The organism is Streptomyces sp. YIM S03343 (assembly GCF_054729195.1).
The window spans coordinates 5,601,362-5,626,110 of record NZ_JBPUKX010000001.1; the positions used below are offsets into that span (position 1 = coordinate 5,601,362).

Here is a 24,749-nt window from a genome sequence, read left to right on the forward strand (position 1 = left end):
GAGAGACATAGATGGACCGCCTCGACAACACCGTCCGCCCCTACGCCTGGGGATCCACCAAAGCCATCCCCGAGCTGCTCGGCGTCGCCCCCAGCGGCGAGCCGCAGGCGGAGATGTGGATGGGTGACCATCCCGGCGCCCCCTCGCGCACCGGGCGGGGCACGCTCGCCGAGGTCATCGCCGCCGACCCGGAGCGCGAGCTCGGCCCCGCCGCCGTGGCGAAGTTCGGCCCGCGGCTGCCTTTCCTCCTCAAGATCCTCGCCGCGGCCGCACCGCTCTCCCTCCAGGTCCACCCCACCCTCGACGAGGCGAAGCGGGGCTACGAGGACGAGGAGCGCCGAGGCATCCCCGTGGACGCCCCGCAGCGCAACTACAAGGACGCCAACCACAAGCCCGAACTGATCTGCGCGCTCACCCTGTTCGACGGCCTGTGCGGCTTCCGTGACCCGCTCGCCGCCGCCGGTCTCCTCGACGGCCTCGGCGTCGACTCCCTCAAGCCGTACGTCGACCTGCTGCACGCCCACCCCGCCGAGGCCGCGCTGCGCGAGGTGCTCACCGCGGTCCTCACCGCGGACCGCGAGGAGATGGCCCGCACCGTCGCCGAGACCGCGGCCGCCTGCGCCCGCCTCGGCGGCGACTACGCCGTCTACGCCGGTATCGCCCACCACTACCCCGGCGACCCCGGTGTCGTCGCGGGCATGCTCCTCAACCACGTCCGCCTCCAGCCCGGCGAGGCCCTGTACCTCGGCGCGGGCATCCCGCACGCCTACCTCGACGGTCTCGCCGTCGAGATCATGGCCACCTCCGACAACGTGCTGCGCTGCGGGCTGACCCCCAAGCACGTCGACGTTCCCGAACTCCTGCGCGTCGTCCGCTTCGAGCCGACCGACCCCGGCGTGCTGCGCCCGGAGGCATCCCCGGACGGCGAGGAGGTCTACGACACCCCGATCGACGAGTTCCGGCTGTCCCGCTACGTCCTCACCGAGGGCGGTGCCGCCCGCGACCTCACCTGCGGGACCCCGCAGATCCTGCTCTGCACGGCGGGCACCGTCCGCGCCGGTGAGCACGAGCTGACCCCGGGTCAGTCGGTCTACGTCCCCGCGGGCGAAACGGCCGAAGTGTCCGGTACCGGCACGGTCTTCCGGGCCACCGTCGTCGTCTGACCGGCCCCTGCGGTGCGCCCGGCGGACGTCCGGGCGCACCACCGCCATGGCGGGCTGCAAGAATGGCCCACTGGCAAAGGCAGGGCAAAGCGCCACCGGGCCCCGCCCGGACGGTGCGGGAGCCCAGGTGCCCAAGAGGCGCCCGAGGCGCCCGAGACGACGTACGAAGGGACCACGCGAACACATGAGCGCGTCAGGCGGCAGCAAGGCGATCGTGGCGGCACTGGGCGCCAACCTCGCGATCGCGGCATCGAAGTTCGTGGCGTTCGCGTTCAGCGGTTCCTCGTCCATGCTCGCCGAGGGCGTCCACTCCGTCGCCGACTCCGGCAACCAGTTCCTGCTCCTGATCGGCGGCAAGAAGGCACAGCGCGAGGCCACTCCGGAGCACCCCTTCGGCTTCGGCCGCGAACGCTACATCTACGCCTTCCTCGTCTCGATCGTCCTGTTCACCATCGGCGGCGTGTTCGCCGTCTACGAGGGCTACGAGAAGATCAGCCACCCCCACGAGATCGAGCACTGGTACTGGCCGGTCGGCGTCCTCGTCTTCGCGCTCGCCGCCGAGGGCTTCTCCTTCCGCACGGCCATGAAGGAGTCCAGCGAACTGCGCGGCTCGCTGTCCTGGGCGCAGTTCATCCGCCGCGCCAAGGCGCCCGAACTGCCCGTCGTCCTCCTGGAGGACTTCGGCGCGCTGATCGGCCTGGCCCTCGCCCTGGGCGGCGTCGGTCTCGCCGTGCTCACCGGCGACGGCGTCTGGGACGGCGTCGGCACCGTCTGCATCGGTGTCCTGCTCATCGGCATCGCCCTCGTCCTCGCCGCCGAGACCAAGTCGCTGCTGCTCGGAGAGGCCGCCGGCCCCGAGGTCGTCGAGCAGATCGAGGCCGCCATGGTCGACGGCGACACCGTCACCCGCGTCATCCACATGCGCACCCTCCACCTCGGCCCCGAGGAACTGCTGATCGCCGCCAAGATCGCCGTGCAGCACGACGACACCGCAGCCGAGGTCGCGAGCGCGATCGACGCCGCCGAGGCGCGCATCCGCGCCGCCGTTCCCATCGCCCGCGCCATCTACCTCGAGCCCGACATCTACAGCGAGGCCGAGGCCGCCAAGGGCCCGGACCGCGAAGCCACCCCCGGCGGCCCGACCCCCCACACCGCCGGCCACTGACCCACGGGCCCGGCCCTGGTCCGCCACGCCCGGGGCAGCGCGGGCAGTCGCCCGCAGCGCCCCGCGAACAGACCCCCTGGGCCGTGCGAACGGCCGCCTGGCAGCGTCCCCCGGAGACTCTAGGGATCCGCCTGATGTCCGGAGACGGACTGGGGAGCACCGGGCCGTCGGTGTAGCTTGGGTCGGAGCCAGACGTCGCTGCTGATGGCGGTCGGGCGGTCCCAGCACGGACCGGCCGAGGGAGAGAGGGCCTCCGACGGACTGCGCTGCGCGCCGTACGCGGGCATGTCCGTGCCCTCCTGCGGGCACCCCTGTGCCCGCCGCCGCGCAGACCAGCCCTACCCACCTCGACCCAAACCCCCGAGGAGCAGCTCGCAATGACGACTGTCGACAACCGACAGGACTTCAAGGTCGCCGACCTCTCCCTGGCCGTGTTCGGCCGCAAGGAGATCACCCTCGCCGAGCACGAGATGCCGGGCCTCATGGCGATCCGCAAGGAGTACGCCGAGGCGCAGCCCCTCGCCGGTGCCCGCGTCACCGGCTCGCTGCACATGACCGTGCAGACCGCCGTGCTCATCGAGACCCTCGTCGCCCTCGGCGCACGGGTCCGCTGGGCCTCCTGCAACATCTTCTCCACCCAGGACCACGCGGCCGCCGCCATCGCAGTCGGCCCGCACGGCACGCCCGACGACCCGCAGGGCGTCCCGGTCTTCGCCTGGAAGGGCGAGACCCTGGAGGAGTACTGGTGGTGCACCGAGCAGGCGCTGACCTGGCCGGACAGCCCCACCGGCGGCCCCAACATGATCCTCGACGACGGCGGCGACGCCACGCTCCTCGTCCACAAGGGCGTCGAGTACGAGAAGGACGGCAAGGTCCCCGGCCTGGACACCGCCGAGTCCGCCGAGCACCGCGTCATCCTCCAGCTGCTGCACCGCACCATCACGGACGGCTCGCAGAAGTGGACCCAGCTGGCCTCCGAGATCCGCGGTGTGACCGAGGAGACCACGACCGGCGTCCACCGCCTGTACGAGATGCAGCGCGACGGTGTCCTCCTGTTCCCGGCGATCAACGTCAACGACGCCGTCACCAAGTCGAAGTTCGACAACAAGTACGGCTGCCGCCACTCCCTGATCGACGGCATCAACCGCGCCACCGACGTCCTCATCGGCGGCAAGACCGCCGTCGTCTGCGGCTACGGCGACGTCGGCAAGGGCTGCGCGGAGTCCCTGCGCGGCCAGGGCGCCCGGGTGATCGTCACCGAGATCGACCCGATCTGCGCCCTCCAGGCGGCCATGGACGGCTACCAGGTGGCCACCCTCGACGACGTCATCGGCAAGGCCGACATCTTCGTCACCACGACCGGCAACAAGGACATCATCATGGCCGCGGACATGGCCAAGATGAAGCACCAGGCGATCGTGGGCAACATCGGCCACTTCGACAACGAGATCGACATGGCCGGCCTCGCCGAGATCCCCGGCATCGTCAAGGACGAGGTCAAGCCGCAGGTCCACACCTGGACCTTCCCCGACGGCAAGACGATCATCATCCTGTCCGAGGGCCGCCTGCTGAACCTGGGCAACGCCACCGGCCACCCGTCGTTCGTGATGTCCAACTCCTTCGCGGACCAGACGCTGGCCCAGATCGAGCTGTTCACCAAGCCCGACGAGTACCCGGTCGGCGTCTACACGCTGCCCAAGCACCTCGACGAGAAGGTCGCCCGGCTCCACCTCGACGCGCTCGGCGTCAAGCTGACCCGGCTGCGCCCGGAGCAGGCCGCCTACATCGGGGTCGACGTCGAGGGCCCGTACAAGCCGGACCACTACCGCTACTGAGCGGACCACCATCACCGGGCGGACCGTGTCCGCCCGGCCCGGTACTCCGGTAGCCGGTACTCCGGTATTCCGAGGCAGGCCCCCGCACCCCCGTGCCGGGGGCCTGCCCCTTCGGCCCGGACCAGCCCGTCACGACCCAGGACCACCATGCCCCGCGGCCGGTATTCGCTGCACGATCCGCACGATCACACCCCCTTCGCAGAAGAACACTTCCACTGCGCCCCCGGCCCCTCCGGCTGGCGCTACGTCTCCCGGCTGACCACCCCGTCGGGCGACCACCGCGGCTCCGTCGACCTCGCCCTCGACGACCTCGGCCGCCCCATCCGTCTCGAACTCCACACCGCCGACTGGCAGGTGCGCGGCGCCGCCCTCGACGGCGTCACCTGGGTCCGCACCGACCCCACCGGCGCCCTCGCCACCGAGCACACCGTCCCTGCTCACACCTTCACCGGCACCTCCCCGGCCTTCCTCGTCGCCATCACCCGTCTGCTGCGCCTCACCCCTTCCCCGGCCGCCGCGCCGACCCGCGTACGCCTGGTCGCCTTCACGGAGCCGGTCCTCGCACCCCGCACCGTGGACCAGTCCTGGGCCCTGGTGGACAGAGAAACACACGCCACTGACAACGGCCCCCTGACCGTGGACGAATACCAGGTCACAGCCCTGGACACCGGAGAGCAGCACTCCGTGCACATCGCCGGCGACGTGGTTCTCGCGGCCCCCGGCATCGAACTGGAGGACCTCGACTCACCGCCGTCGGTGTTCGGCTGAGTCCCGCCCCCCGGGTCGGTTGCAGCGGTGGGTCCGGCCGGGCGGTGGGGGGCCGGTCAGGCAGGCGGTGCGAAGCCGGTGGACGGGCGGTCGGCCGACGGGGCGGGGGGCTGCGGGGACGTCGGCTCCGGCTGGGACTGCCACTGGGGCTGCGGCGGGTTGTAGGGCGGTGCCGACGCCTGCGGCGGGTTGTACGGCGGTACGGGCGACTGGGGCGCCGGAGGCTGATGGGCCGGGCGGCCCTGCTCGCCGTACGGGACCTGGGAGGCGTAGGGGGTGTGGGCCCCGTAGGGATGGTGAGGGGCGTAGCCCCCGAAGGCCCGCCGGGCCTCCCGGGACTGCCGTTCCTGCGCCACCGCCGTCAGATACGCCGCCGGAGGCACGCCCTGCGGCGCCGGAGCCCCCGTGGCAGCCACGAGATCGGCCGCGAGCCGCTCCGCCATGGTCCAGGCGACCTGCGGATCCAGCTGGTGCATCCTGGTCAGATACTGGCGGACGGCCAGCCACAGCCCGTCGGGCACCGCAGACAGATCGAGCTCCTCGAACCGCCCGGCCAGCCAAGGCGGCGGTGGGGGCAGAAACCCGGTCCGTCCGGCCGGTATCCGCTCCCGCACCACCAACGTCCCCGCGAACACATCACCGAGACGCCGCCCGCGCGCCGACACGAACGACGCGATACAGGCGATGACGCCGAACGTCATCAGGATCTCCACGACACCGATCGCGCCCCGCACCAGCGCATGCCGGAAGCGGATCGGTCCGCCGTCGTCCCGCACCACCCGCAGTCCGAACGCCAGCTTCCCGAGCGAACGCCCATGGCTGAGCGTCTCCACCGCGATCGGCACACCCACCAGCACCAGCAGAAAACAGGCGACCGACACCGCCAGCTGCGCCGCGTCGTCCATCGAGGACGTGGCAGCCGTGAGCGCTATCGTCACCCCGATATAGACGAGCATGGCCACGCCCAGGTCGAGCGCCACCGCGAGCGCCCTGCTGGGCAGCCGCGCCGGACGCAGCTCCAGCGCCACCGCCTCACCCGTCACCAGCTCACTCACGCCCGCCGCCCGCCCTTCCCCTGGCCTGCCCCGCGAACCGTCAAGTCTGCCAAGCTGAGTGCGCAGTGCGCCCCAGTACGACAACCTGATCACGACGAAGCACAATCACACCACGCCGGAACCCCGACGAGCAGTCGACGAACAGCCCAGGAGCAGGCCGACCGATGGACCTCGATGTCTTCGTCTCCGCCCACCGACCCGAGTGGGACCGCCTGGAAGCCCTGCTCCGACGTCAGCGGCGCCTCAACGGGGCCGAAGCCGACGAGCTCGTCGTCCTCTACCAGCGCACGGCCACCCATCTCTCCCTGATCCAGTCCAGTGCGCCGGACCCCCAACTGACCGGACGGCTCAGCCAGCTCGTCGCACGCGCGCGCAGCGCCGTCACCGGCACCCGCCGCGCCTCCTGGCGCGATGTGCTCCGTTTCCTCGGCCAGGGTTTCCCCGCTGCCGTCTACCGGTCCCGCCACTGGTGGGTGCCCACCGCGCTCATTTCGGCCCTGGTCGCGGTCGCCCTGGGCTGGTGGATCGGCACGCATCCGGATGTCCAGTCGTCCATCGCCGCTCCCAACGAGCTCCGGGCGCTGACCCGCCCCGGTGGCCAGTACGAGACCTACTACTCCAGTCACCCCGCCGCGTCCTTCGCCGCCCAGGTGTGGACGAACAACGCGCGCGCCGCGGCGATGTGCCTGGTCCTGGGCATCTTCCTGGGCCTGCCGGTTCTCTGGATCCTGCTCGAGAACATGCTCAATCTCGGTGTCGGCGCCGGTCTGATGTCCTCCGCCGGCCGCCTCGACACCTTCCTCGGACTCGTCCTGCCGCACGGACTGCTCGAACTGACCGCCGTGTTCGTCGCAGCGGGCACCGGATTGCGCCTCGGCTGGACCGTCATCGACCCCGGCTCACGCACCCGGCGGACGGCGCTCGCGGAGGAAGGCCGAGCCGCCGTCGGTATGGCGATCGGACTGGCCCTGGTGCTCTTCGTCTCCGGGGCCATCGAAGGCTTCGTGACCCCGTCGGGACTGCCCACCTGGGCCCGCATCGGCATCGGCGTCATCGCTGAAGTCGCCTTCCTCGCCTACGTCTACGTCCTCGGCGGCCGTGCCGTGCGCGCCGGTGAGACGGGCGATGTGGACGAGGCCGAGCGCAGCGCCACGGTGCCTACGGCGGCCTGATGTGCGGACAGCCCGGTTGAACTGTTAATCTCTTCCTCGCCCCAAAGGAGCCGTTGACACGGAGCTCGCGGGGAGGTAGATTCGAACAGTTGCCTAGGACTGGGTTACCCGGTCGGTGACAGTGAGTGTCTGTCTGCTTCACAGAACATCGAGACATCGAGTTCGATGAAGCCCCTCCCGATGAATCGGAAACGAGCGGCCGGTTAGACCGGCTCAAGACTTCTGATAAAGTCGGGTCCGCCGGAAAGGAAATCGCTCGCAAGAGCGAGAACCTGGAAAGCACCGAGGAAATCGGATCGGAAAAAGATCTGATAGAGTCGGAAACACCGAAGGGAAGCCCGAAGGAAAGCCCGAGAGGGTGAGTACGAAGGAAGCGTCCGTTCCTTGAGAACTCAACAGCGTGCCAAAAGTCAACGCCAGATATGTTGATACCCCGTCTCTGGCCGGATCTCCGGTCGGGACGTGGTTCCTTTGAAGAAAAATACAGCGAGGACGCTGTGTACGAGGGGACTATTCCTCCTCTCGTACCGCTCCCGTGAAAAGCATTCACGGAGAGTTTGATCCTGGCTCAGGACGAACGCTGGCGGCGTGCTTAACACATGCAAGTCGAACGATGAACCACTTCGGTGGGGATTAGTGGCGAACGGGTGAGTAACACGTGGGCAATCTGCCCTGCACTCTGGGACAAGCCCTGGAAACGGGGTCTAATACCGGATACGACCTGCCGAGGCATCTCGGCGGGTGGAAAGCTCCGGCGGTGCAGGATGAGCCCGCGGCCTATCAGCTTGTTGGTGAGGTAGTGGCTCACCAAGGCGACGACGGGTAGCCGGCCTGAGAGGGCGACCGGCCACACTGGGACTGAGACACGGCCCAGACTCCTACGGGAGGCAGCAGTGGGGAATATTGCACAATGGGCGAAAGCCTGATGCAGCGACGCCGCGTGAGGGATGACGGCCTTCGGGTTGTAAACCTCTTTCAGCAGGGAAGAAGCGAAAGTGACGGTACCTGCAGAAGAAGCGCCGGCTAACTACGTGCCAGCAGCCGCGGTAATACGTAGGGCGCAAGCGTTGTCCGGAATTATTGGGCGTAAAGAGCTCGTAGGCGGCTTGTCGCGTCGGTTGTGAAAGCCCGGGGCTCAACCCCGGGTCTGCAGTCGATACGGGCAGGCTAGAGTGTGGTAGGGGAGATCGGAATTCCTGGTGTAGCGGTGAAATGCGCAGATATCAGGAGGAACACCGGTGGCGAAGGCGGATCTCTGGGCCATTACTGACGCTGAGGAGCGAAAGCGTGGGGAGCGAACAGGATTAGATACCCTGGTAGTCCACGCCGTAAACGGTGGGAACTAGGTGTTGGCGACATTCCACGTCGTCGGTGCCGCAGCTAACGCATTAAGTTCCCCGCCTGGGGAGTACGGCCGCAAGGCTAAAACTCAAAGGAATTGACGGGGGCCCGCACAAGCAGCGGAGCATGTGGCTTAATTCGACGCAACGCGAAGAACCTTACCAAGGCTTGACATACGCCGGAAAACCCTGGAGACAGGGTCCCCCTTGTGGTCGGTGTACAGGTGGTGCATGGCTGTCGTCAGCTCGTGTCGTGAGATGTTGGGTTAAGTCCCGCAACGAGCGCAACCCTTGTTCTGTGTTGCCAGCATGCCCTTCGGGGTGATGGGGACTCACAGGAGACTGCCGGGGTCAACTCGGAGGAAGGTGGGGACGACGTCAAGTCATCATGCCCCTTATGTCTTGGGCTGCACACGTGCTACAATGGCAGGTACAATGAGCTGCGATGCCGTGAGGCTGAGCGAATCTCAAAAAGCCTGTCTCAGTTCGGATTGGGGTCTGCAACTCGACCCCATGAAGTCGGAGTTGCTAGTAATCGCAGATCAGCATTGCTGCGGTGAATACGTTCCCGGGCCTTGTACACACCGCCCGTCACGTCACGAAAGTCGGTAACACCCGAAGCCGGTGGCCCAACCCCTTGTGGGAGGGAGCTGTCGAAGGTGGGACTGGCGATTGGGACGAAGTCGTAACAAGGTAGCCGTACCGGAAGGTGCGGCTGGATCACCTCCTTTCTAAGGAGCACCTGGCCCTTTCGGGGGTCCAGACGCCAGAACATCAGCGAACGTCTGATGCTGGTCGCTCATGGGTGGAACGTTGACTACTCGGCACACCTGGACCTCAGTGTCTTCCCAGTACTGCTTCGGCGTGGAACGGAACGACGAGAGGGCGGGGGTGTCGGGCACGCTGTTGGGTGTCTGAGGGTGCGAGCGCTGCTCGCCCTTCGGCATGCCGGTCCCAGTGAACTCGCGCGTGTTGGTGCGGGGTGGTGGGTGGCTGGTCGTTGTTTGAGAACTGCACAGTGGACGCGAGCATCTGTGGCCAAGTTTTTAAGGGCGCACGGTGGATGCCTTGGCACCAGGAACCGATGAAGGACGTGGGAGGCCACGATAGTCCCCGGGGAGTCGTCAACCAGGCTTTGATCCGGGGGTTTCCGAATGGGGAAACCCGGCAGTCGTCATGGGCTGTCACCCGCTGCTGAACACATAGGCAGTGTGGAGGGAACGAGGGGAAGTGAAACATCTCAGTACCCTCAGGAAGAGAAAACAACCGTGATTCCGGGAGTAGTGGCGAGCGAAACCGGATGAGGCCAAACCGTATGCGTGTGAGACCCGGCAGGGGTTGCGCATGCGGGGTTGTGGGATCTCTCTTCTGCTGTCTGCCGGCAGCAGGACGAGTCAGAAACCGTTGATGTAGGCGAAGGACATGCGAAAGGTCCGGCGTAGAGGGTAAGACCCCCGTAGCTGAAACGTCAGCGGCTCGTTTGAGAGACACCCAAGTAGCACGGGGCCCGAGAAATCCCGTGTGAATCTGGCGGGACCACCCGCTAAGCCTAAATATTCCCTGGTGACCGATAGCGGATAGTACCGTGAGGGAATGGTGAAAAGTACCCCGGGAGGGGAGTGAAATAGTACCTGAAACCGTGTGCCTACAAGCCGTGGGAGCGTCGGAGTGTGCTTGCACACTCTCGTGACTGCGTGCCTTTTGAAGAATGAGCCTGCGAGTTTGCGGTGTGTTGCGAGGTTAACCCGGGTGGGGTAGCCGTAGCGAAAGCGAGTCCGAAGAGGGCGTTCAGTAGCATGCTCAAGACCCGAAGCGGAGTGATCTAGCCATGGGCAGGTTGAAGCGGAGGTAAGACTTCGTGGAGGACCGAACCCACCAGGGTTGAAAACCTGGGGGATGACCTGTGGTTAGGGGTGAAAGGCCAATCAAACTCCGTGATAGCTGGTTCTCCCCGAAATGCATTTAGGTGCAGCGTCGTGTGTTTCTTGCCGGAGGTAGAGCACTGGATAGGCGATGGGCCCTACCGGGTTACTGACCTTAGCCAAACTCCGAATGCCGGTAAGTGAGAGCACGGCAGTGAGACTGTGGGGGATAAGCTCCATGGTCGAGAGGGAAACAGCCCAGAGCATCGACTAAGGCCCCTAAGCGTACGCTAAGTGGGAAAGGATGTGGAGTCGCAGAGACAACCAGGAGGTTGGCTTAGAAGCAGCCACCCTTGAAAGAGTGCGTAATAGCTCACTGGTCTAGTGATTCCGCGCCGACAATGTAGCGGGGCTCAAGCGTACCGCCGAAGTCGTGTCATTGCAGCATGAGGGCCAACGCCCGCTGTGATGGGTAGGGGAGCGTCGTCTGCCGGGTGAAGCAGCCGCGGAAGCGAGTTGTGGACGGTTGACGAGTGAGAATGCAGGCATGAGTAGCGATTCACACGTGAGAAACGTGTGCGCCGATTGACCAAGGGTTCCTGGGTCAAGCTGATCTGCCCAGGGTAAGTCGGGACCTAAGGCGAGGCCGACAGGCGTAGTCGATGGATAACCGGTTGATATTCCGGTACCCGCTGTGACGCGAAAAGCATCGAATCCGGTGATGCTAAGCCCGTGAAGCCGTTCCCTTTCGGTTTACCGTTGGGGAAAGTGGTGGAGCCGGTGATCCGAGCTGGTAGTAGGTGAGCGATGGGGTGACGCAGGAAGGTAGTCCATCCCGGGCGGTGGTTGTCCCGGGGTAAGGGTGTAGGACGAGTGGTAGGTAAATCCGCCGCTCATGTGTCTGAGACCTGATGCCGAGCCGATTGTGGTGAAGTGGATGATCCTATGCTGTCGAGAAAAGCCTCTAGCGAGTTTCATGGCGGCCCGTACCCTAAACCGACTCAGGTGGTCTGGTAGAGAATACCGAGGCGTTCGGGTGAACTATGGTTAAGGAACTCGGCAAAATGCCCCCGTAACTTCGGGAGAAGGGGGGCCACGCCTGGTGAGGGGATTTTCTCCCTGAGCTGGGGGTGGCCGCAGAGACCAGCGAGAAGCGACTGTTTACTAAAAACACAGGTCCGTGCGAAGCCGTAAGGCGATGTATACGGACTGACGCCTGCCCGGTGCTGGAACGTTAAGGGGACCGGTTAGCTCCATTTCGGTGGGGCGAAGCTGAGAACTTAAGCGCCAGTAAACGGCGGTGGTAACTATAACCATCCTAAGGTAGCGAAATTCCTTGTCGGGTAAGTTCCGACCTGCACGAATGGCGTAACGACTTCTCGACTGTCTCAACCATAGGCCCGGTGAAATTGCACTACGAGTAAAGATGCTCGTTTCGCGCAGCAGGACGGAAAGACCCCGGGACCTTTACTACAGTTTGATATTGGTGTTCGGTTCGGCTTGTGTAGGATAGCTGGGAGACTGTGAAACTGCCACGCCAGTGGTGGTGGAGTCGTCGTTGAAATACCAGTCTGGTCGTGCTGGATGTCTAACCTGGGTCCGTGATCCGGATCAGGGACAGTGTCTGATGGGTAGTTTAACTGGGGCGGTTGCCTCCTAAAGAGTAACGGAGGCGCCCAAAGGTTCCCTCAGCCTGGTTGGCAATCAGGTGTTGAGTGTAAGTGCACAAGGGAGCTTGACTGTGAGACCGACGGGTCGAGCAGGGACGAAAGTCGGGACTAGTGATCCGGCGGTGGCTTGTGGAAGCGCCGTCGCTCAACGGATAAAAGGTACCCCGGGGATAACAGGCTGATCTTCCCCAAGAGTCCATATCGACGGGATGGTTTGGCACCTCGATGTCGGCTCGTCGCATCCTGGGGCTGGAGTCGGTCCCAAGGGTTGGGCTGTTCGCCCATTAAAGCGGTACGCGAGCTGGGTTTAGAACGTCGTGAGACAGTTCGGTCCCTATCCGCTGCGCGCGCAGGAGTCTTGAGAAGGGCTGTCCCTAGTACGAGAGGACCGGGACGGACGAACCTCTGGTGTGCCAGTTGTTCTGCCAAGGGCATGGCTGGTTGGCTACGTTCGGGAGGGATAACCGCTGAAAGCATCTAAGCGGGAAGCCTGCTTCGAGATGAGGACTCCCACCCACTTGATGGGGTAAGGCTCCCAGTAGACGACTGGGTTGATAGGCCGGATCTGGAAGCCAGGTAACTGGTGGAGGTGACCGGTACTAATAGGCCGAGGGCTTGTCCTCAGTTGCTCGCGTCCACTGTGTTGGTTCTGAAACCACGAACAGCCCCACGTGCTTTATTGCGTGGTGTGGCTGGACAGTTTCATAGTGTTTCGGTGGTCATAGCGTGAGGGAAACGCCCGGTTACATTCCGAACCCGGAAGCTAAGCCTCACAGCGCCGATGGTACTGCAGGGGGGACCCTGTGGGAGAGTAGGACACCGCCGAACAAGTTTTGATGAAGGGGAAGCCCCCGCACACCATGTGCGGGGGCTTCTCTGTTTCTGCATGCATATCGGTTTCCGTCTGCCGGGCTGCCGTGCCCCCTTTGCCAAGGGGGCTACGACGGCCTACAAACGTCCCGCCGCCTTCAGCGCCAGATAGGCATCCGCCAACGCCGGCGCCAGCTCCTCCGGAGTCGCGTCCACGACGGTGACCCCGTTCCTGCGGAGTTGCTCGGCGGTGCGGTCGCGCTCCGTCCGGGCCTGGGCCGCAGCGGCGGCCTGGTACACCGCGTCCGTGCTGCCGCGGGCCTTCGCCATCCGCGCGACGTAGGGATCCGCGACCGAGGCGACCAGGACCGTATGACGCTGGGTGAGCTGGGGCAGGACCGGCAGCAGGCCCTCCTCCACCGGTGCCGCGTCGAGGCTGGTGAGCAGCACCAGCAGGGAGCGGCGCGGGGCGCAGCGCAGTGCGGTCGCGGCGAGGCCCCGGGCGTCGGTCTCCACCAACTCGGGTTCCAGCGTGGCCATCGCGGTGACCAGCGACGGCAGTACATCGCGCGCCGTGCGGCCCTGGACCAGAGCGCGCACCCGGCGGTCGTAGCCCAGCAGGTCCACACGGTCGCCGGCGCGGGACGCCAGGGCCGCCAGGAGCAGGGCTGCGTCCATGGCGGCGTCGAGGCGTGGCACGTCGCCCACGCGGCCCGCGGAGGTGCGGCCGGTGTCGAGGACGAGCAGGATGTGCCGGTCGCGTTCGGGGCGCCAGGTGCGGACGGCGACGGTGGAGTGGCGGGCTGTGGCGCGCCAGTCGATGGAGCGGGTGTCGTCGCCGGGGACGTACTCGCGCAGGCTGTCGAACTCCGTGCCCTCGCCGCGCTGGAGGAGGCTGGTGCGGCCGTCCAGTTCGCGCAGCCGGGCCAGCTTGGCGGGCAGGTGTTTGCGGCTGGTGAAGGGCGGCAGGACGCGGACGGTCCAGGGGACCTTGTGGGTGCCCTGGCGGGAGAAGAGGCCGAGGGGGCCGTAGGAGCGGATCGTCACGCGGTCGGTCTGCCGGTCGCCGCGGCGGGTGGGGCTGAGGCGGGTGGTGAGGCGTCTGCGTTCGCCCGGCGGCACGGTCAGGCGGTGCCGGGAGGCCGCGGTCTCTGTGCCGGGCTCCCAGCTGCTCGGCGGCCAGGCGTCGCGGATGCGGGCGCGCAGCGGGCGCCGGGAGGGGTTGGTCAGGGTAAGTGTCACGTCGGCGGTCTCGCCCAGGCGCACGGAGGTGTCACCGGATCGGGTGAGCGTGATCCGCCGTACGGGTGCCGCGAGCGCGACGTCGCATGCGCAGGCGGCCGCCAGGGGTAGATCGACGGCGAGGACGCCCGTCCAGCCGGGCCCCCACAGACCGACGGGGAGGGTGCCGAGGGCCGCGATGAGTGCGGTGCGTCCGGTGAGCGGCATCAGCGGGGGACCGGGACGTGGGCGAGGACGGCGTTGATGACGGAGTCGGCGGTCACGCCCTCCATCTCCGCTTCGGGGCGCAACTGGACGCGATGGCGGAGGGTGGGCAGGGCGAGGGCCTTGACGTCGTCGGGGATGACGTAGTCGCGGCCGGTCAGCCAGGCCCACGCTCGTGAGGTGGCGAGCAGGGCGGTGGCGCCGCGTGGCGACACGCCGAGGGTGAGGGAGGGTGATTCACGGGTGGCGCGGCAGATGTCGACGACGTAGGCCGCGATCTCGGGGGAGACGGCCGTCTTGGCGACGGCGGTGCGGGCGGCTTCGAGGTCGGTCGCGGTGGCGACGGGGCGTACGCCGGCGGCATGGAGGTCGCGCGGGCTGAAGCCCTCGGCGTGCCGGGTGACGACGTCGATCTCGTCCTGGCGGGAGGGCAGAGGGATCGTCAGCTTGAGGAGGAAGCGGTCGAGTTGGGCTTCGGGCAGAGGGTAGGTGCCCTCGTATTCGACGGGGTTCTGGGTGGCGGCGACGAGGAAGGGCTCGGGGAGCGGACGCGGGGTGCCGTCGACGGTGACCTGGCGTTCCTCCATGGCTTCGAGGAGGGACGACTGGGTCTTGGGCGGTGTGCGGTTGATCTCGTCGGCGAGCAGCAGATTGGTGAAGACCGGGCCCGGCTGGAAGGAGAACTCGGCGGTGCGGGTGTCATAGACGAGGGAGCCGGTCACGTCGCTCGGCATGAGGTCGGGGGTGAACTGGACGCGTTTGGTGTCGAGTTCGAGCGCGGCGGCGAGGGTGCGGACGAGGAGGGTCTTGGCGACTCCGGGGACGCCTTCGAGGAGGACGTGTCCGCGGCACAGGAGGGCGACGACGAGGCCGGTGACGGCGGGGTCCTGGCCGACCACGGCCTTGGCGATCTCGGCGCGCAGGGACTCCAGCGCGGCCCGGGCCTGGCCCGGATTGCCGGCGTACGCGGCGTTGTCAGTGGTCGGGGCCATCATGGACGGCGTACCTCTCTTTCGAGGGCGTCGAGTTGGTCGGTGAGGGCGACGAGGGCCGTGTCGTCGCCGGGTGGCGGGCCGAAGAGGAGGGCGTGCAGGGCCGCCGGTGCGTCGCTGTGGAGATGGGCGGACAGGGCGGGGATCAGAGCCTCGGGAGCGTGTGCCTGGGCGACGGGGACGCCTGCGAGGGGGGCGAGCCGGGTGCGGGTGGTGGAGCGGAGAGCGGCGGCGGCCCGGTCACGGGCGTCTGCCTTGCGGTAGAGGCGGGCGCGGCCTTCGACGGTCTCGGAGGCGCGGATCGCCACGGGGAGTTTCTCGGGCACGAGCGGGCCGAGCCTGCGTGCCCGCCACAGGGCGGCGAGGGCCGCTGCGACGAAGAGCTGGAGTGTGCCCCAGCGCCAGCCCGCGGGGAGCAGGTCGAGCAGACCGCGCTGTCCCTGGGGGCCGGCGGCGGTGGTGTCGGAGAGCGAGGGGAGGTACCAGACGAGATGGCTTCGGGAGCCGAGGAGCTGAAGGGCGAGGGAGGCGTTGCCCTGTTGGGCGAGGCGCTTGTTGAAGAGGATGTCGGGCGAGCCGAGCACGATGGTGTCGCCTGCTCCGGAGCCCGCAGGGATGCGCAGGAGGGTGGCGAGGCGCTGGCTGGGGTAGCAGGTGTCGGTGTCGAGGCGGGTGCTGGTGTAGCGCAGGCCGCCCGTGTCGGCGGGACCCGCGCGCAGGGCCTCGGGAAGGCTGCAGCCGGGGGTGAGCGTCGTCTTGGCGCTGATGGCGGGGTCCGCGGTGACTCCGGGGGCGAGTTGTTCGACGGACCAACTGCCGGGGGCGACGAGGACGGTGCGTCCGGCGGCGTTGGCGGTCGCCGTGTGCAGCCGGGTCTGCTGGCTCTTCGTCAGCAGGTCGGGGACGGCGACGAGGAGCGTGGTGTCCGGGCCTGCCGCGGCCTGTGCCTGACCGAGGGTGGTGACCACACGTGTGGAGACGCCGTGGTCGGCGAGGAGCGCGGCGACGGCGTGGCTGCCGTAGGGGTCGGCGGAGCGCGGGTCGAGGGCGCCGTGCCGGGTGTCGGAGCGGATCGCGGCGATCACCACGCCCGCCACGGCGATGAGGACGAGGGCGAGTGCGATGCCCCGCGAGCGGGTCCACACCTGGCGGGCGGTGGGCGAGACGGAGGTGGTGCCCGGGGCGGTGGTGGCCGGGGTGGACGGGAGGGTGGCCCGGGTCGTCATGAGGCGGCTCCCTGGTGGCCGCTGTGGGCCGTGCTGGGGGTGCTGCTCGTGTGGACGGGCCTGGTGCGTTCCAGGTCGCGGTCGAGTTCGGCGATCCGCTGGTACGACTGCTTGCTCGCCCTTCGGCCGCCGTACGTCACGTCGTCGAACTCGCGGGCCGCGGCGGACAGCCGGTCGGTGTGTCCGGGGAGGGCGCCGGCGGCGTCCGCGGCGGCTTCGTCGGCGGTGCGGCCGGGGCGGACGTCGAGCAGGGCGCGTTCCTCGAGGGAGCGGACGATGGCCCGCATACGTTCCTGGAGGGCGGGGTTCCAGTGGCCTTGGGCGGCGTGCGCCTCGGCGGAGGCGCGGTGTTCGGCGGCGCTGCGGGGGCGGTCGTCGAACAGGGCGGGCGTGGAGACGGCCTGGCGGCGCGGGGTGCCGAGACGCCACCACAGGGCGATCGCCACGGCCACGACGGCCAGGGCGATGACGACCAGGCCTACGGTGCCGCCGGGGGTGGCGGACGAGGCGGCGCCGAACAGCTTGCCGAGCCAGTCCCAGAACGCGTTCAGGGCGCGCTCGTACAGGCTGGGGTCGTTCTGGTGGTACAGCCGCTTGGAGAGTTCGCGGCGGGCCGCCTTCTGCGCGGGGTCGCGCGGGATCGTCACCGGTGGTTCGCCGTCGGCGCGCGCCAGGGACAGCAGGGCGGCGCCGTGGCCGTGCAGCAGCGTCCGTACGGCCGTGTCCGCGGCCCGCGTCAGCGGGCCAGCGGCCGTGTCCGCGGCGTACTGCGGTGCCGGGACCGCTGTGAGCACTCCCCCCGTCCAGTGCACGCCGTCAGCTCCCGGGGGCGGGGGTGGGGCCGTAGCCCTGGACACCGGCTGCGCGGGCCAGTTCGAGGTCGAGGGCCTCGCGGCGGATGCGCTGGTCGATGTAGAGCAGGACGACGACACCGGCCGTGATCGGGAAGGTGATCATGGAGCCGATCACCGCGCCGATGCCGCTGATGATGAGGAAGGTCCAGCCGACCTGGTCGCTGGAGTTCTCCAGGAACCCGGTGACGCCGTTGCCGTCCAGCGCCATGGCGGCGAAGGTGAACGGGATGGCGATGATCGATGCCATGAGGTTCGCGATGATCATGGCGAGCAGCTGGATGCCGAAGACCCGCCACCAGGAGCCGCGCACGAGCTTCACGGAGCGGCTCAACGACTTCCGGACGCTCTGCTTCTCGAGCATCAGGGCGGGCGAGGCCAGCGAGAAGCGGATCATGAGCCACAGCGTGACGACGAAGGCCGCGATGGCGCCGACGACGGCGAGCACGGCGCCCGCGGGGCCGGACGCGGAGAAGCCCACGATGATGCCGGGCGCGGTGCCGGCGAGGACTACACCGACGGCGATGAGGATCATCAGGAGGATCAGGCCGAACAGCCTCAGAATCTGGGGGCGGGCGTCACGCCATGCCTCGCCTGCCGTCACCGGCTTGCCGAGCACGGCGCGGCTGGTGACGGCCGTCAGCAGGGCGGTGGCTATCACGGTGCCGATCAGGGTGATCAGCCAGACGACGCCGAGGCCCGCGAAGGTGTCTCCGACGGCGCGGGCCAGTTCGCCGCCGCTGGCGTTCGGGTCGTCGAGCGCGTCGGAGCCGGCGAGGTCGTTCAGGACGAGGCCCTGGAACAGCACGGTGATGGTCCGGGTGACGATCGCGACGGTCAGGGAGATGCCCAGGACCGTGCGCCAGTAGGCCCGCATCGTGGACATCGCGCCGTCGAGGATCTCGCCGACGCCCAGCGGGCGCAGCGGGATCACGCCGGGCTTGGCGGCGGGCGGCGGACCGCCCCAGCCGCCCCACGGGGCGCCGTAACCGCCGGGCGGGCCGTAGCCGCCGTACCCGTACCCACCGGGGGCTCCCGGGCCTCCCGGACCCCCGGGACCGCCGTAGCCACCGGGACTGCCCGGGCCACCGGGACTGCCCGGGCCGCCGGGACTGCCCGGGCCGCCGGGTCCGCCGCCCCAGCCCTGGCCGGGCGGAGGCGGAGGAGGTGTCTGGCCGGGGGCCGGGGCGCCCGTGGGCGCGGACCACTGTCCGGACGGCGGCTGGTCGCTCGACCACTTCGAACCGGCGCCCGCCGGGTTCTGGCCTGGCGGATCGCTGGGCGGCCCCTCGGGACCGGCGGGACGGGACGCGCCGGGCTCCTGCCTGTCGGACGGGGCGGATCCGGGCGAGGCCCAGCCCGGAGAGTCGTTCATCGTCGCTCCTTCACGGTGCGCGTCCGGCGGTGGCGTCGGCTGGTTCGGAGCCATCGTGCCATGCGCAGGTCACAAGGTCAGCGGCCCCCGTATGGGCTGCGCACCTTCAATTGTCCGCCGGTTCCGGGGCAGACTGACCGCATGGCTGATCAGTACGCGCGATCCGGCGACGACAACCGGCCCACCGAGATCCCCGTGATCCGCTGGGAGGAGCCACCCGAGGGCCCGGTGCTGGTCCTCCTGGACCAGACGAGACTGCCGACGGAGGAGGTCGAGCTGGTGTGCACGGACGCGTCGGCGCTGGTCGACGCGATCCGCTCGCTCGCCGTGCGCGGCGCGCCCCTGCTCGGCATCGCCGGTGCCTACGGTGTCGCGCTCGCCGCCGCCCGTGGCTTCGACGTCGACGAGGCGGTGAACGCGCTGGTGGCCGCCCGCCCCACGGCGGTGAACCTCTCGCACGGGGTGCGCCGCGCCGAGGCCGCGTACCGTGCCGGGCTCGCCAGGACCGGGGACTCGAAGCTGTCGTCGGCGATGGCGCTGGCCGCGGCACGCGCGCTGCACCAGGAGGATGCCGAGGCCAGCGCCCGGATGGCCCAGCACGGGCTCGCCCTCCTCGACGAGTTGCTGCCCGGTGGCGGCCACCGCGTCCTCACCCACTGCAACACCGGCTCGCTGGTGTCCGGCGGCGAGGGGACGGCGTTCGCGGTGGCCCGCGCGGCACACCGGGAGGGACGGCTCAGGCGCCTCTGGGTGGACGAAACGCGTCCGTTGCTGCAAGGTGCTCGCCTGACGGCTTATGAGGCGGCACGCAGCGGCATGGCGTACACACTGCTGACCGACGGCGCGGCGGGTTCGCTGTTCGCGGCCGGGGAGGTGGACGCGGTGCTCGTCGGGGCGGACCGCATCGCGGCCGACGGTTCGGTGGCGAACAAGGTGGGGAGCTATCCGCTCGCGGTGCTCGCGCGGTATCACCATGTGCCGTTCATCGTCGTGGCACCCGTCACGACGATGGATCCTAAGACGCCGGACGGGGCGTCCATCGAGGTGGAACAGCGCCCCGGATACGAGGTGACCGAGGTCACAGCACCCCAGGTGCCGGTGGCCGGAGCGGGAGGCGGGATTCCGGTGGCACCCCTGGGAACTCAGGCGTACAACCCGGCATTCGACGTGACGCCACCGGAGTTGGTGACGGCGATCGTCACCGAGGAAGGCGTTGTGTCACCCGTGACGGCCGAGGCGCTTGCCGGTCTGTGTGCCAGGTCACGCCAGGTAACGATTTAGCTAATGGGATGATGTCGTTTATGAAGGGACGAGTCCTTGTCGTCGATGACGACACCGCACTGGCCGAGATGCTCGGCATCGTGTTGCGTGGTGAGGGTTTCGAGCCGTCTTTCGTGGCCGACGGCGACAAGGCGCTGGCTGCGTTCCGTGAGGCCAAGCCCGACCTGGTGCTGCTCGACCTGATGCTGCCCGGCCGGGACGGCATCGAGGTGTGCCGCCTGATCAGGGCGGAGTCCGGGGTGCCGATCGTGATGCTCACGGCCAAGAGCGACACCGTCGACGTCGTCGTGGGCCTGGAGTCGGGCGCAGACGACTACATCGTGAAGCCGTTCAAGCCGAAGGAGCTGGTCGCCCGGATCCGGGCGCGGCTGCGCAGGTCGGAGGAGCCGGCGCCGGAGCAGCTCGCCATAGGCGACCTGGTCATCGACGTGGCCGGGCACTCCGTGAAGCGCGACGGGCACTCCATCGCGCTGACGCCGCTGGAGTTCGACCTGCTGGTCGCGCTGGCCCGCAAGCCGTGGCAGGTGTTCACCCGAGAGGTGCTCCTGGAGCAGGTCTGGGGCTACCGGCACGCCGCCGACACCCGCCTCGTCAATGTCCACGTCCAGCGGCTGCGCTCCAAGGTCGAGAAAGACCCGGAGCGCCCGGAGATCGTGGTGACCGTCCGTGGCGTCGGATACAAGGCGGGACCGAGCTGACATGTCCGGGGACAGTGCCGCTTCGGCTCCCGGCAGGCCGGGAGCCGGCGGGGAGCGGCCTGTCGGCCGGAGGACGCCGGGCTCGCGTTGGAGGCGCGTCCTGGCGGGCGGGCTGCTGCAGGGCGGGGTCCAGGGCAGCCCGGTCCTGAGGCTGCTGCTGCGCTGGGTGCGCCGGCCGCTGCTGCCCGTGATGCGGCTGTGGCGGCGCAACATCCAGCTCAGGGTGGTCGCCACGACCCTGCTGATGTCGCTGGGCGTCGTCCTGATGCTCGGCTTCGTCGTCATCGGCCAGGTGCGCAACGGACTGCTCGACGCCAAGGTCAAGGCGTCGCAGAGCCAGGCCACCGGCGGCTTCGGGGTGGCCAGGCAGAAGGCCGACGAGGCCGCCGCCGGAACCGGAGAGGGCACCACCGCCTCGGACGGCAGCCGCCCCTCCCAGAACGTCATCCAGTGGATGAGCGATCTCGTCGAATCGCTCTCCAGCGGCGGCCAGGGCGCCTTCGACGTGGTGACGCTGCCCGCGGGCCAGAACAGCGGCGGCGGACGCGGACCGCGCGCCTCCGGCGGCGTCGACCCCAACGTCAGCGTGCCCGAGAACCTCCGCGAGCGGGTCGACGCGAGCCCGGTGGCCGCGCAGAGCTACACCCGCATCGTCTACAAGGACCAGGACCAGCAGTCCCAGCCCGCCCTCGTCATCGGCAAGCAGGTCAACGACCCGAACGGCGACCCGTACCAGCTCTACTACCTCTTCCCGCTCACCCAGGAGGAGAAGTCGCTGAGCCTCGTCAAGACGACGCTGGCGACGGCCGGGCTGTTCGTCGTGGTGCTGCTCGGCGCCATCGCCTGGCTCGTGGTGCGCCAGGTCGTCACCCCGGTCCGCATGGCCGCGGGGATCGCGGAAAGGCTGTCCGCGGGACGCCTCCAGGAACGTATGAAGGTCACCGGCGAGGACGACATCGCGCGCCTGGGCGAGGCCTTCAACAAGATGGCGCAGAACCTCCAGCTCAAGATCCAGCAGCTGGAGGACCTCTCCCGGATGCAGCGCCGGTTCGTCTCCGACGTGTCGCACGAGCTGCGCACCCCGCTGACCACCGTACGGATGGCCGCCGATGTCATCCACGAGGCGCGGGAGGACTTCGACCCCGTGACCGCGCGGTCCGCGGAGCTGCTCGCCGACCAGCTGGACCGGTTCGAGTCGCTGCTGGCCGACCTGCTGGAGATCAGCCGCTTCGACGCCGGGGCGGCGGCCCTGGAGGCCGAGCCGATCGACCTCAGGGAGGTCGTGCGCCGGGTCGTCAGCGGCGCCGAGCCGCTCGCCGAGCGCAAGAGCTCGCGCATCCGCGTCACCGGCGACCAGCAGCCCGTGGTCGCCGAGGCCGATGCCCGCCGCGTGGAGCGCGTCCTGCGCAACCTGGTCGTCAACGCCGTGGAGCACGGCGAGGGCAAGGACGTCGTCGTCCGGCTGGCCTCCGCGGGCGGTGCCGTCGCCATCGCGGTGCGCGACTACGGCGTCGGGCTCAAGCCCGGCGAGGCCACCCGCGTCTTCAGCCGCTTCTGGCGGGCCGACCCGGCACGCGCGCGCACCACCGGTGGTACGGGCCTCGGCCTGTCCATCGCGCTGGAGGACGCCCGGCTGCACGGCGGCTGGCTCCAGGCATGGGGCGAGCCGGGCGGCGGCTCGCAGTTCCGGCTGACCCTGCCGCGCACCGCGGACGAACCGCTGCGAGGCTCGCCGATACCGCTCGAACCCAAGGACTCGCGCCGCAACCGCGGCCTCGACGACGCCGGACTGCCCAGCGGCAGCGGCACCAAGTCCGCCACCGTACCCGCCCAGCCCGGCACGGGACCGGTGCCGCCGCTGCCGAACGGGGCGACCATCACGCCGCGGCCGACCGGCGGCAACCCCGCCGCCGATCCGGCCGCGCTGCCCGGCAACGGCAACGGCGCGCGCGTGGTGCCGAGAGCCGCCGCCGCGGGCGTACGCCGCCCCGAGGGCGCGCCGCCCGCCGACACGGCGGGTGACAGCGGCCCGGGCCGGGCCGCAGGGCCGCAGGACGCGCATCAGCCAGGGGAGGCATTTCGTGGGCGCTGACCGCGCGGGGAGCCCCCTGCGCCGACCAGGGCGTGCCGCGGCGTGCGCCGCCTTCGGCGTCGTCCTGCTGGCGGGGTGCGCCTCGATGCCCGACAACGGGGACCTGCGCGACGTGGCGTCCACGCCGCGGCAGGACACCCAGGTACGGGTCTTCGCCATGCCGCCCCGCGAGGACGCGCTGCCCGCGGAGATAGTGCAGGGCTTCCTGGAGGCGCTGACCAGCGACGATCCGCACTACGACACCGCGCGCAAGTACCTCACGGCCGACGCGGCGCACAGGTGGCAGCCGGAGAGGTCCACGACCGTGCTGGAGAACGGGCCGAGCATCGAGCTCGACCGAGCGGCGGGCGGGCGGGAGAGCGCCGACAGCCTCACCTACTTGCTGACCGGCAACAGCGTCTCCACGGTGGACACGCAGCAGGCGTACTCGCCCACCGCCGGGGGGTACAGCAAGCCGGTGCACCTCGTGCGTGACACCAAGTCCGACCAGTGGCGCATCGACGGGCTGCCCCAGGGCATCGTCATGGCCAGGTCGGACTTCCAGCGCAACTACATGTCCGTGAACAAGTACTACTTCGCCTCGGACACTGCGTCCGGGAGCCAGCCCGCGGCCGTGGCGGATCCCGTGTACGTGCGCGAGCGCGTCGACCCGATGACGCAGGTCGTGCGTTCGCTGCTGAACGGGCCCACCACCCGGCTCAGCCCCGTGGTCCGCTCGAGCTTCCCCACCGACGTGGCGCTGCGCAAGGGCGTCGCGTCACTGACACCCGACGATCAGAACAAGCTCACGGTGCCGCTGAACGTGAAGCCGAAGAAGGTCGCTCCCGCCCGGTGCACCGAGATGGCGACCCAGATCCTGTTCACGCTCCAGAGCCTGACGCCCACGGTCGACACGGTCGAACTGGAGGCAACGGACGGCAGCGCGCTGTGCACGCTCGACGAGGACCATGCCGAGGCGGTCGCCGCGCACGGCGCGGCGAACCGGCCCGAGAACCGGCCCGAGTACGTGTACTTCCTGGACGACAAGCACCGGCTGGTGCGCATCCCGGCAGGAAGCACTGTCACGACCCCGGAGACGGTCCCGGGCGCGCTCGGTGAGGGCGTCAAGCCGCTGGAGTCGGTGGCCGTCTCCCGCGACGAGCACACCGCGGCCGGAGTCACCACCGACGGGAGGTCGCTCTACGTGGCCTCGGTGGCGTCGAGCGGCTCGCTCGGGGAGCCCGTGCTGGTCAGCAACGGCAAGACCGCCGAGGACGGCCTGACCGCCCCCAGCTGGGACTCCCGGGGCGATCTGTGGGTTGCCGACCGCGACACCGCCGCTCCTCGGCTGGTCCTGCTGCAGCAGGGCTCCGGGCAGCCGCTCACTGTGCGGACCCCGCAGCTCGACGGCCGGATAGTGGCGGTACGGGTTGCCGCCGACGGGACGCGGATCGCGCTCCGCGTCGAGAAGAACGGCCAGCGCTCCCTGCTCGTCGGCCGTATCCAGCGCACCGAGACGAAGCCCGGGAAGCAGCCGGACGTCGCCGTCCTCGACCTGCGGTCCGTCGCCCCCGATCTGGAGGACGTCACGGCCATGTCGTGGGCGGGGGACAGCCGGCTCGTCGTCGTGGGCAACGAGCACGGCGGCCTCCAGCAGATGCGCTACGCCCAGGTCGACGGCTCCGTACCGGAGGGCCAGGCACCGGCCGCGGTGACCGGGGTGAAGGAGATCGCCGCGTCCGAGGACGACCGGATGCCGCTGGTGGCGCACTCGGAGGACGGCATCGTGCGGCTGCCCTCCGGGGCGCAGTGGCAGAAGCTGGTCAAGGCGGGGTCGGGGCCGGTCTATCCCGGGTGAGGCGCGGGCCGTCGGAAGGCCGGTCGCTTGTCGGGCGGTCGGGTAGTCCGGCGATCCAGCGGTCGGGTGGCCGGGCGGTCGAGTACGGGCTGTCCCGGATCAGGTACGCAT

The 24,749-nt window shown here is 69.0% G+C and carries 15 protein-coding genes and 3 rRNA genes; 12 read left to right on the forward strand and 6 right to left on the reverse strand.

Features of this window, described 5'->3' with window-relative positions; translation table 11 throughout:
• The first annotated feature begins 11 nt into the window (after positions 1 to 11).
• From manA to ACSYGN_RS24540, 4 genes are all read left to right on the forward strand, one after another.
• Positions 12 to 1,163, forward strand: a complete 1,152-nt coding sequence (manA, locus tag ACSYGN_RS24525; RefSeq protein WP_460399094.1) for a mannose-6-phosphate isomerase, class I — start codon at positions 12 to 14, stop codon at positions 1,161 to 1,163.
• A 184-nt stretch (positions 1,164 to 1,347) separates the two neighbouring features.
• A complete protein-coding gene (locus tag ACSYGN_RS24530; protein WP_460399096.1) occupies positions 1,348 to 2,328 on the forward strand; it encodes a cation diffusion facilitator family transporter in 981 nt (326 codons plus the stop codon).
• A gap of 377 nt (positions 2,329 to 2,705) precedes the next feature.
• A complete protein-coding gene (ahcY, locus tag ACSYGN_RS24535) occupies positions 2,706 to 4,163 on the forward strand; it encodes an adenosylhomocysteinase (protein WP_460399099.1) in 1,458 nt (485 codons plus the stop codon).
• 147 nt (positions 4,164 to 4,310) lie between these two features.
• Positions 4,311 to 4,931: a hypothetical protein gene (locus ACSYGN_RS24540; protein ID WP_460399101.1), complete on the forward strand. Its 621-nt coding sequence runs from the start codon at positions 4,311 to 4,313 to the stop codon at positions 4,929 to 4,931.
• 56 nt (positions 4,932 to 4,987) lie between these two features.
• On the opposite strand, the gene ACSYGN_RS24545 is transcribed toward ACSYGN_RS24540, so the two are convergent.
• Positions 4,988 to 5,986, reverse strand: coding sequence for an RDD family protein (locus ACSYGN_RS24545; protein ID WP_460399103.1), 999 nt, complete (start codon positions 5,984 to 5,986; stop codon positions 4,988 to 4,990).
• 164 nt (positions 5,987 to 6,150) lie between these two features.
• Between ACSYGN_RS24545 and ACSYGN_RS24550 the strand changes: the two genes are divergently transcribed.
• The 4 genes from ACSYGN_RS24550 to rrf all read left to right on the forward strand — a co-directional run bounded on the left by ACSYGN_RS24550 (position 6,151) and on the right by rrf (position 12,858).
• Positions 6,151 to 7,158, forward strand: coding sequence for a stage II sporulation protein M (locus tag ACSYGN_RS24550; RefSeq protein ID WP_460399105.1), 1,008 nt, complete (start codon positions 6,151 to 6,153; stop codon positions 7,156 to 7,158).
• A gap of 545 nt (positions 7,159 to 7,703) precedes the next feature.
• A 16S ribosomal RNA gene (locus tag ACSYGN_RS24555) occupies positions 7,704 to 9,229 on the forward strand.
• A 305-nt stretch (positions 9,230 to 9,534) separates the two neighbouring features.
• Positions 9,535 to 12,653 (forward strand): 23S ribosomal RNA (locus ACSYGN_RS24560).
• Positions 12,654 to 12,741: 88 nt separating this feature from the next.
• A 5S ribosomal RNA gene (gene rrf, locus ACSYGN_RS24565) occupies positions 12,742 to 12,858 on the forward strand.
• Together the 16S, 23S and 5S rRNA genes form the textbook arrangement of a ribosomal RNA operon.
• A gap of 120 nt (positions 12,859 to 12,978) precedes the next feature.
• On the opposite strand, the gene ACSYGN_RS24570 is transcribed toward rrf, so the two are convergent.
• Genes ACSYGN_RS24570 through ACSYGN_RS24590 form a run of 5 tightly spaced genes read right to left on the reverse strand, consistent with a single transcriptional unit; the run spans position 12,979 to position 18,730 of the window.
• Complete coding sequence (locus ACSYGN_RS24570; RefSeq protein ID WP_460399107.1) at positions 12,979 to 14,289, reverse strand: DUF58 domain-containing protein; 1,311 nt, start codon at positions 14,287 to 14,289, stop codon at positions 12,979 to 12,981.
• Entirely contained in the window at positions 14,289 to 15,278 is a 990-nt protein-coding gene (locus tag ACSYGN_RS24575; protein WP_460399109.1) for an AAA family ATPase, read from the reverse strand. Before ACSYGN_RS24575 ends, ACSYGN_RS24570 begins: the two co-directional genes overlap by 1 nt.
• Positions 15,278 to 16,504, reverse strand: a complete 1,227-nt coding sequence (locus ACSYGN_RS24580) for a DUF4350 domain-containing protein (RefSeq protein WP_460399111.1) — start codon at positions 16,502 to 16,504, stop codon at positions 15,278 to 15,280. The genes ACSYGN_RS24575 and ACSYGN_RS24580 overlap by 1 nt, the downstream gene beginning before the upstream one ends.
• Positions 16,501 to 17,316, reverse strand: coding sequence for a DUF4129 domain-containing protein (locus tag ACSYGN_RS24585; RefSeq protein ID WP_460399112.1), 816 nt, complete (start codon positions 17,314 to 17,316; stop codon positions 16,501 to 16,503). Before ACSYGN_RS24585 ends, ACSYGN_RS24580 begins: the two co-directional genes overlap by 4 nt.
• A gap of 4 nt (positions 17,317 to 17,320) precedes the next feature.
• Positions 17,321 to 18,730: a glycerophosphoryl diester phosphodiesterase membrane domain-containing protein gene (locus ACSYGN_RS24590; protein ID WP_460399114.1), complete on the reverse strand. Its 1,410-nt coding sequence runs from the start codon at positions 18,728 to 18,730 to the stop codon at positions 17,321 to 17,323.
• Positions 18,731 to 18,871: 141 nt separating this feature from the next.
• Between ACSYGN_RS24590 and mtnA the strand changes: the two genes are divergently transcribed.
• From mtnA to ACSYGN_RS24610, 4 genes are read left to right on the forward strand one after another with little or no spacing between them, the layout of a single operon-like run.
• Positions 18,872 to 20,011 carry an S-methyl-5-thioribose-1-phosphate isomerase gene (gene mtnA / locus ACSYGN_RS24595; RefSeq protein ID WP_460399116.1) on the forward strand — a complete coding sequence of 380 codons (1,140 nt, stop codon included), beginning with the start codon at positions 18,872 to 18,874 and terminating at the stop codon, positions 20,009 to 20,011.
• An 8-nt stretch (positions 20,012 to 20,019) separates the two neighbouring features.
• Positions 20,020 to 20,709 carry a two-component system response regulator MtrA gene (gene mtrA, locus ACSYGN_RS24600; protein ID WP_383780672.1) on the forward strand — a complete coding sequence of 230 codons (690 nt, stop codon included), beginning with the start codon at positions 20,020 to 20,022 and terminating at the stop codon, positions 20,707 to 20,709.
• Position 20,710: 1 nt separating this feature from the next.
• Positions 20,711 to 22,801: an MtrAB system histidine kinase MtrB gene (gene mtrB / locus ACSYGN_RS24605; protein WP_460399119.1), complete on the forward strand. Its 2,091-nt coding sequence runs from the start codon at positions 20,711 to 20,713 to the stop codon at positions 22,799 to 22,801.
• On the forward strand, positions 22,791 to 24,638 hold the full coding sequence (locus ACSYGN_RS24610) for an LpqB family beta-propeller domain-containing protein (RefSeq protein ID WP_460399121.1): 1,848 nt from the start codon (positions 22,791 to 22,793) through the stop codon (positions 24,636 to 24,638). Before mtrB ends, ACSYGN_RS24610 begins: the two co-directional genes overlap by 11 nt.
• Positions 24,639 to 24,749: the final 111 nt, after the last annotated feature.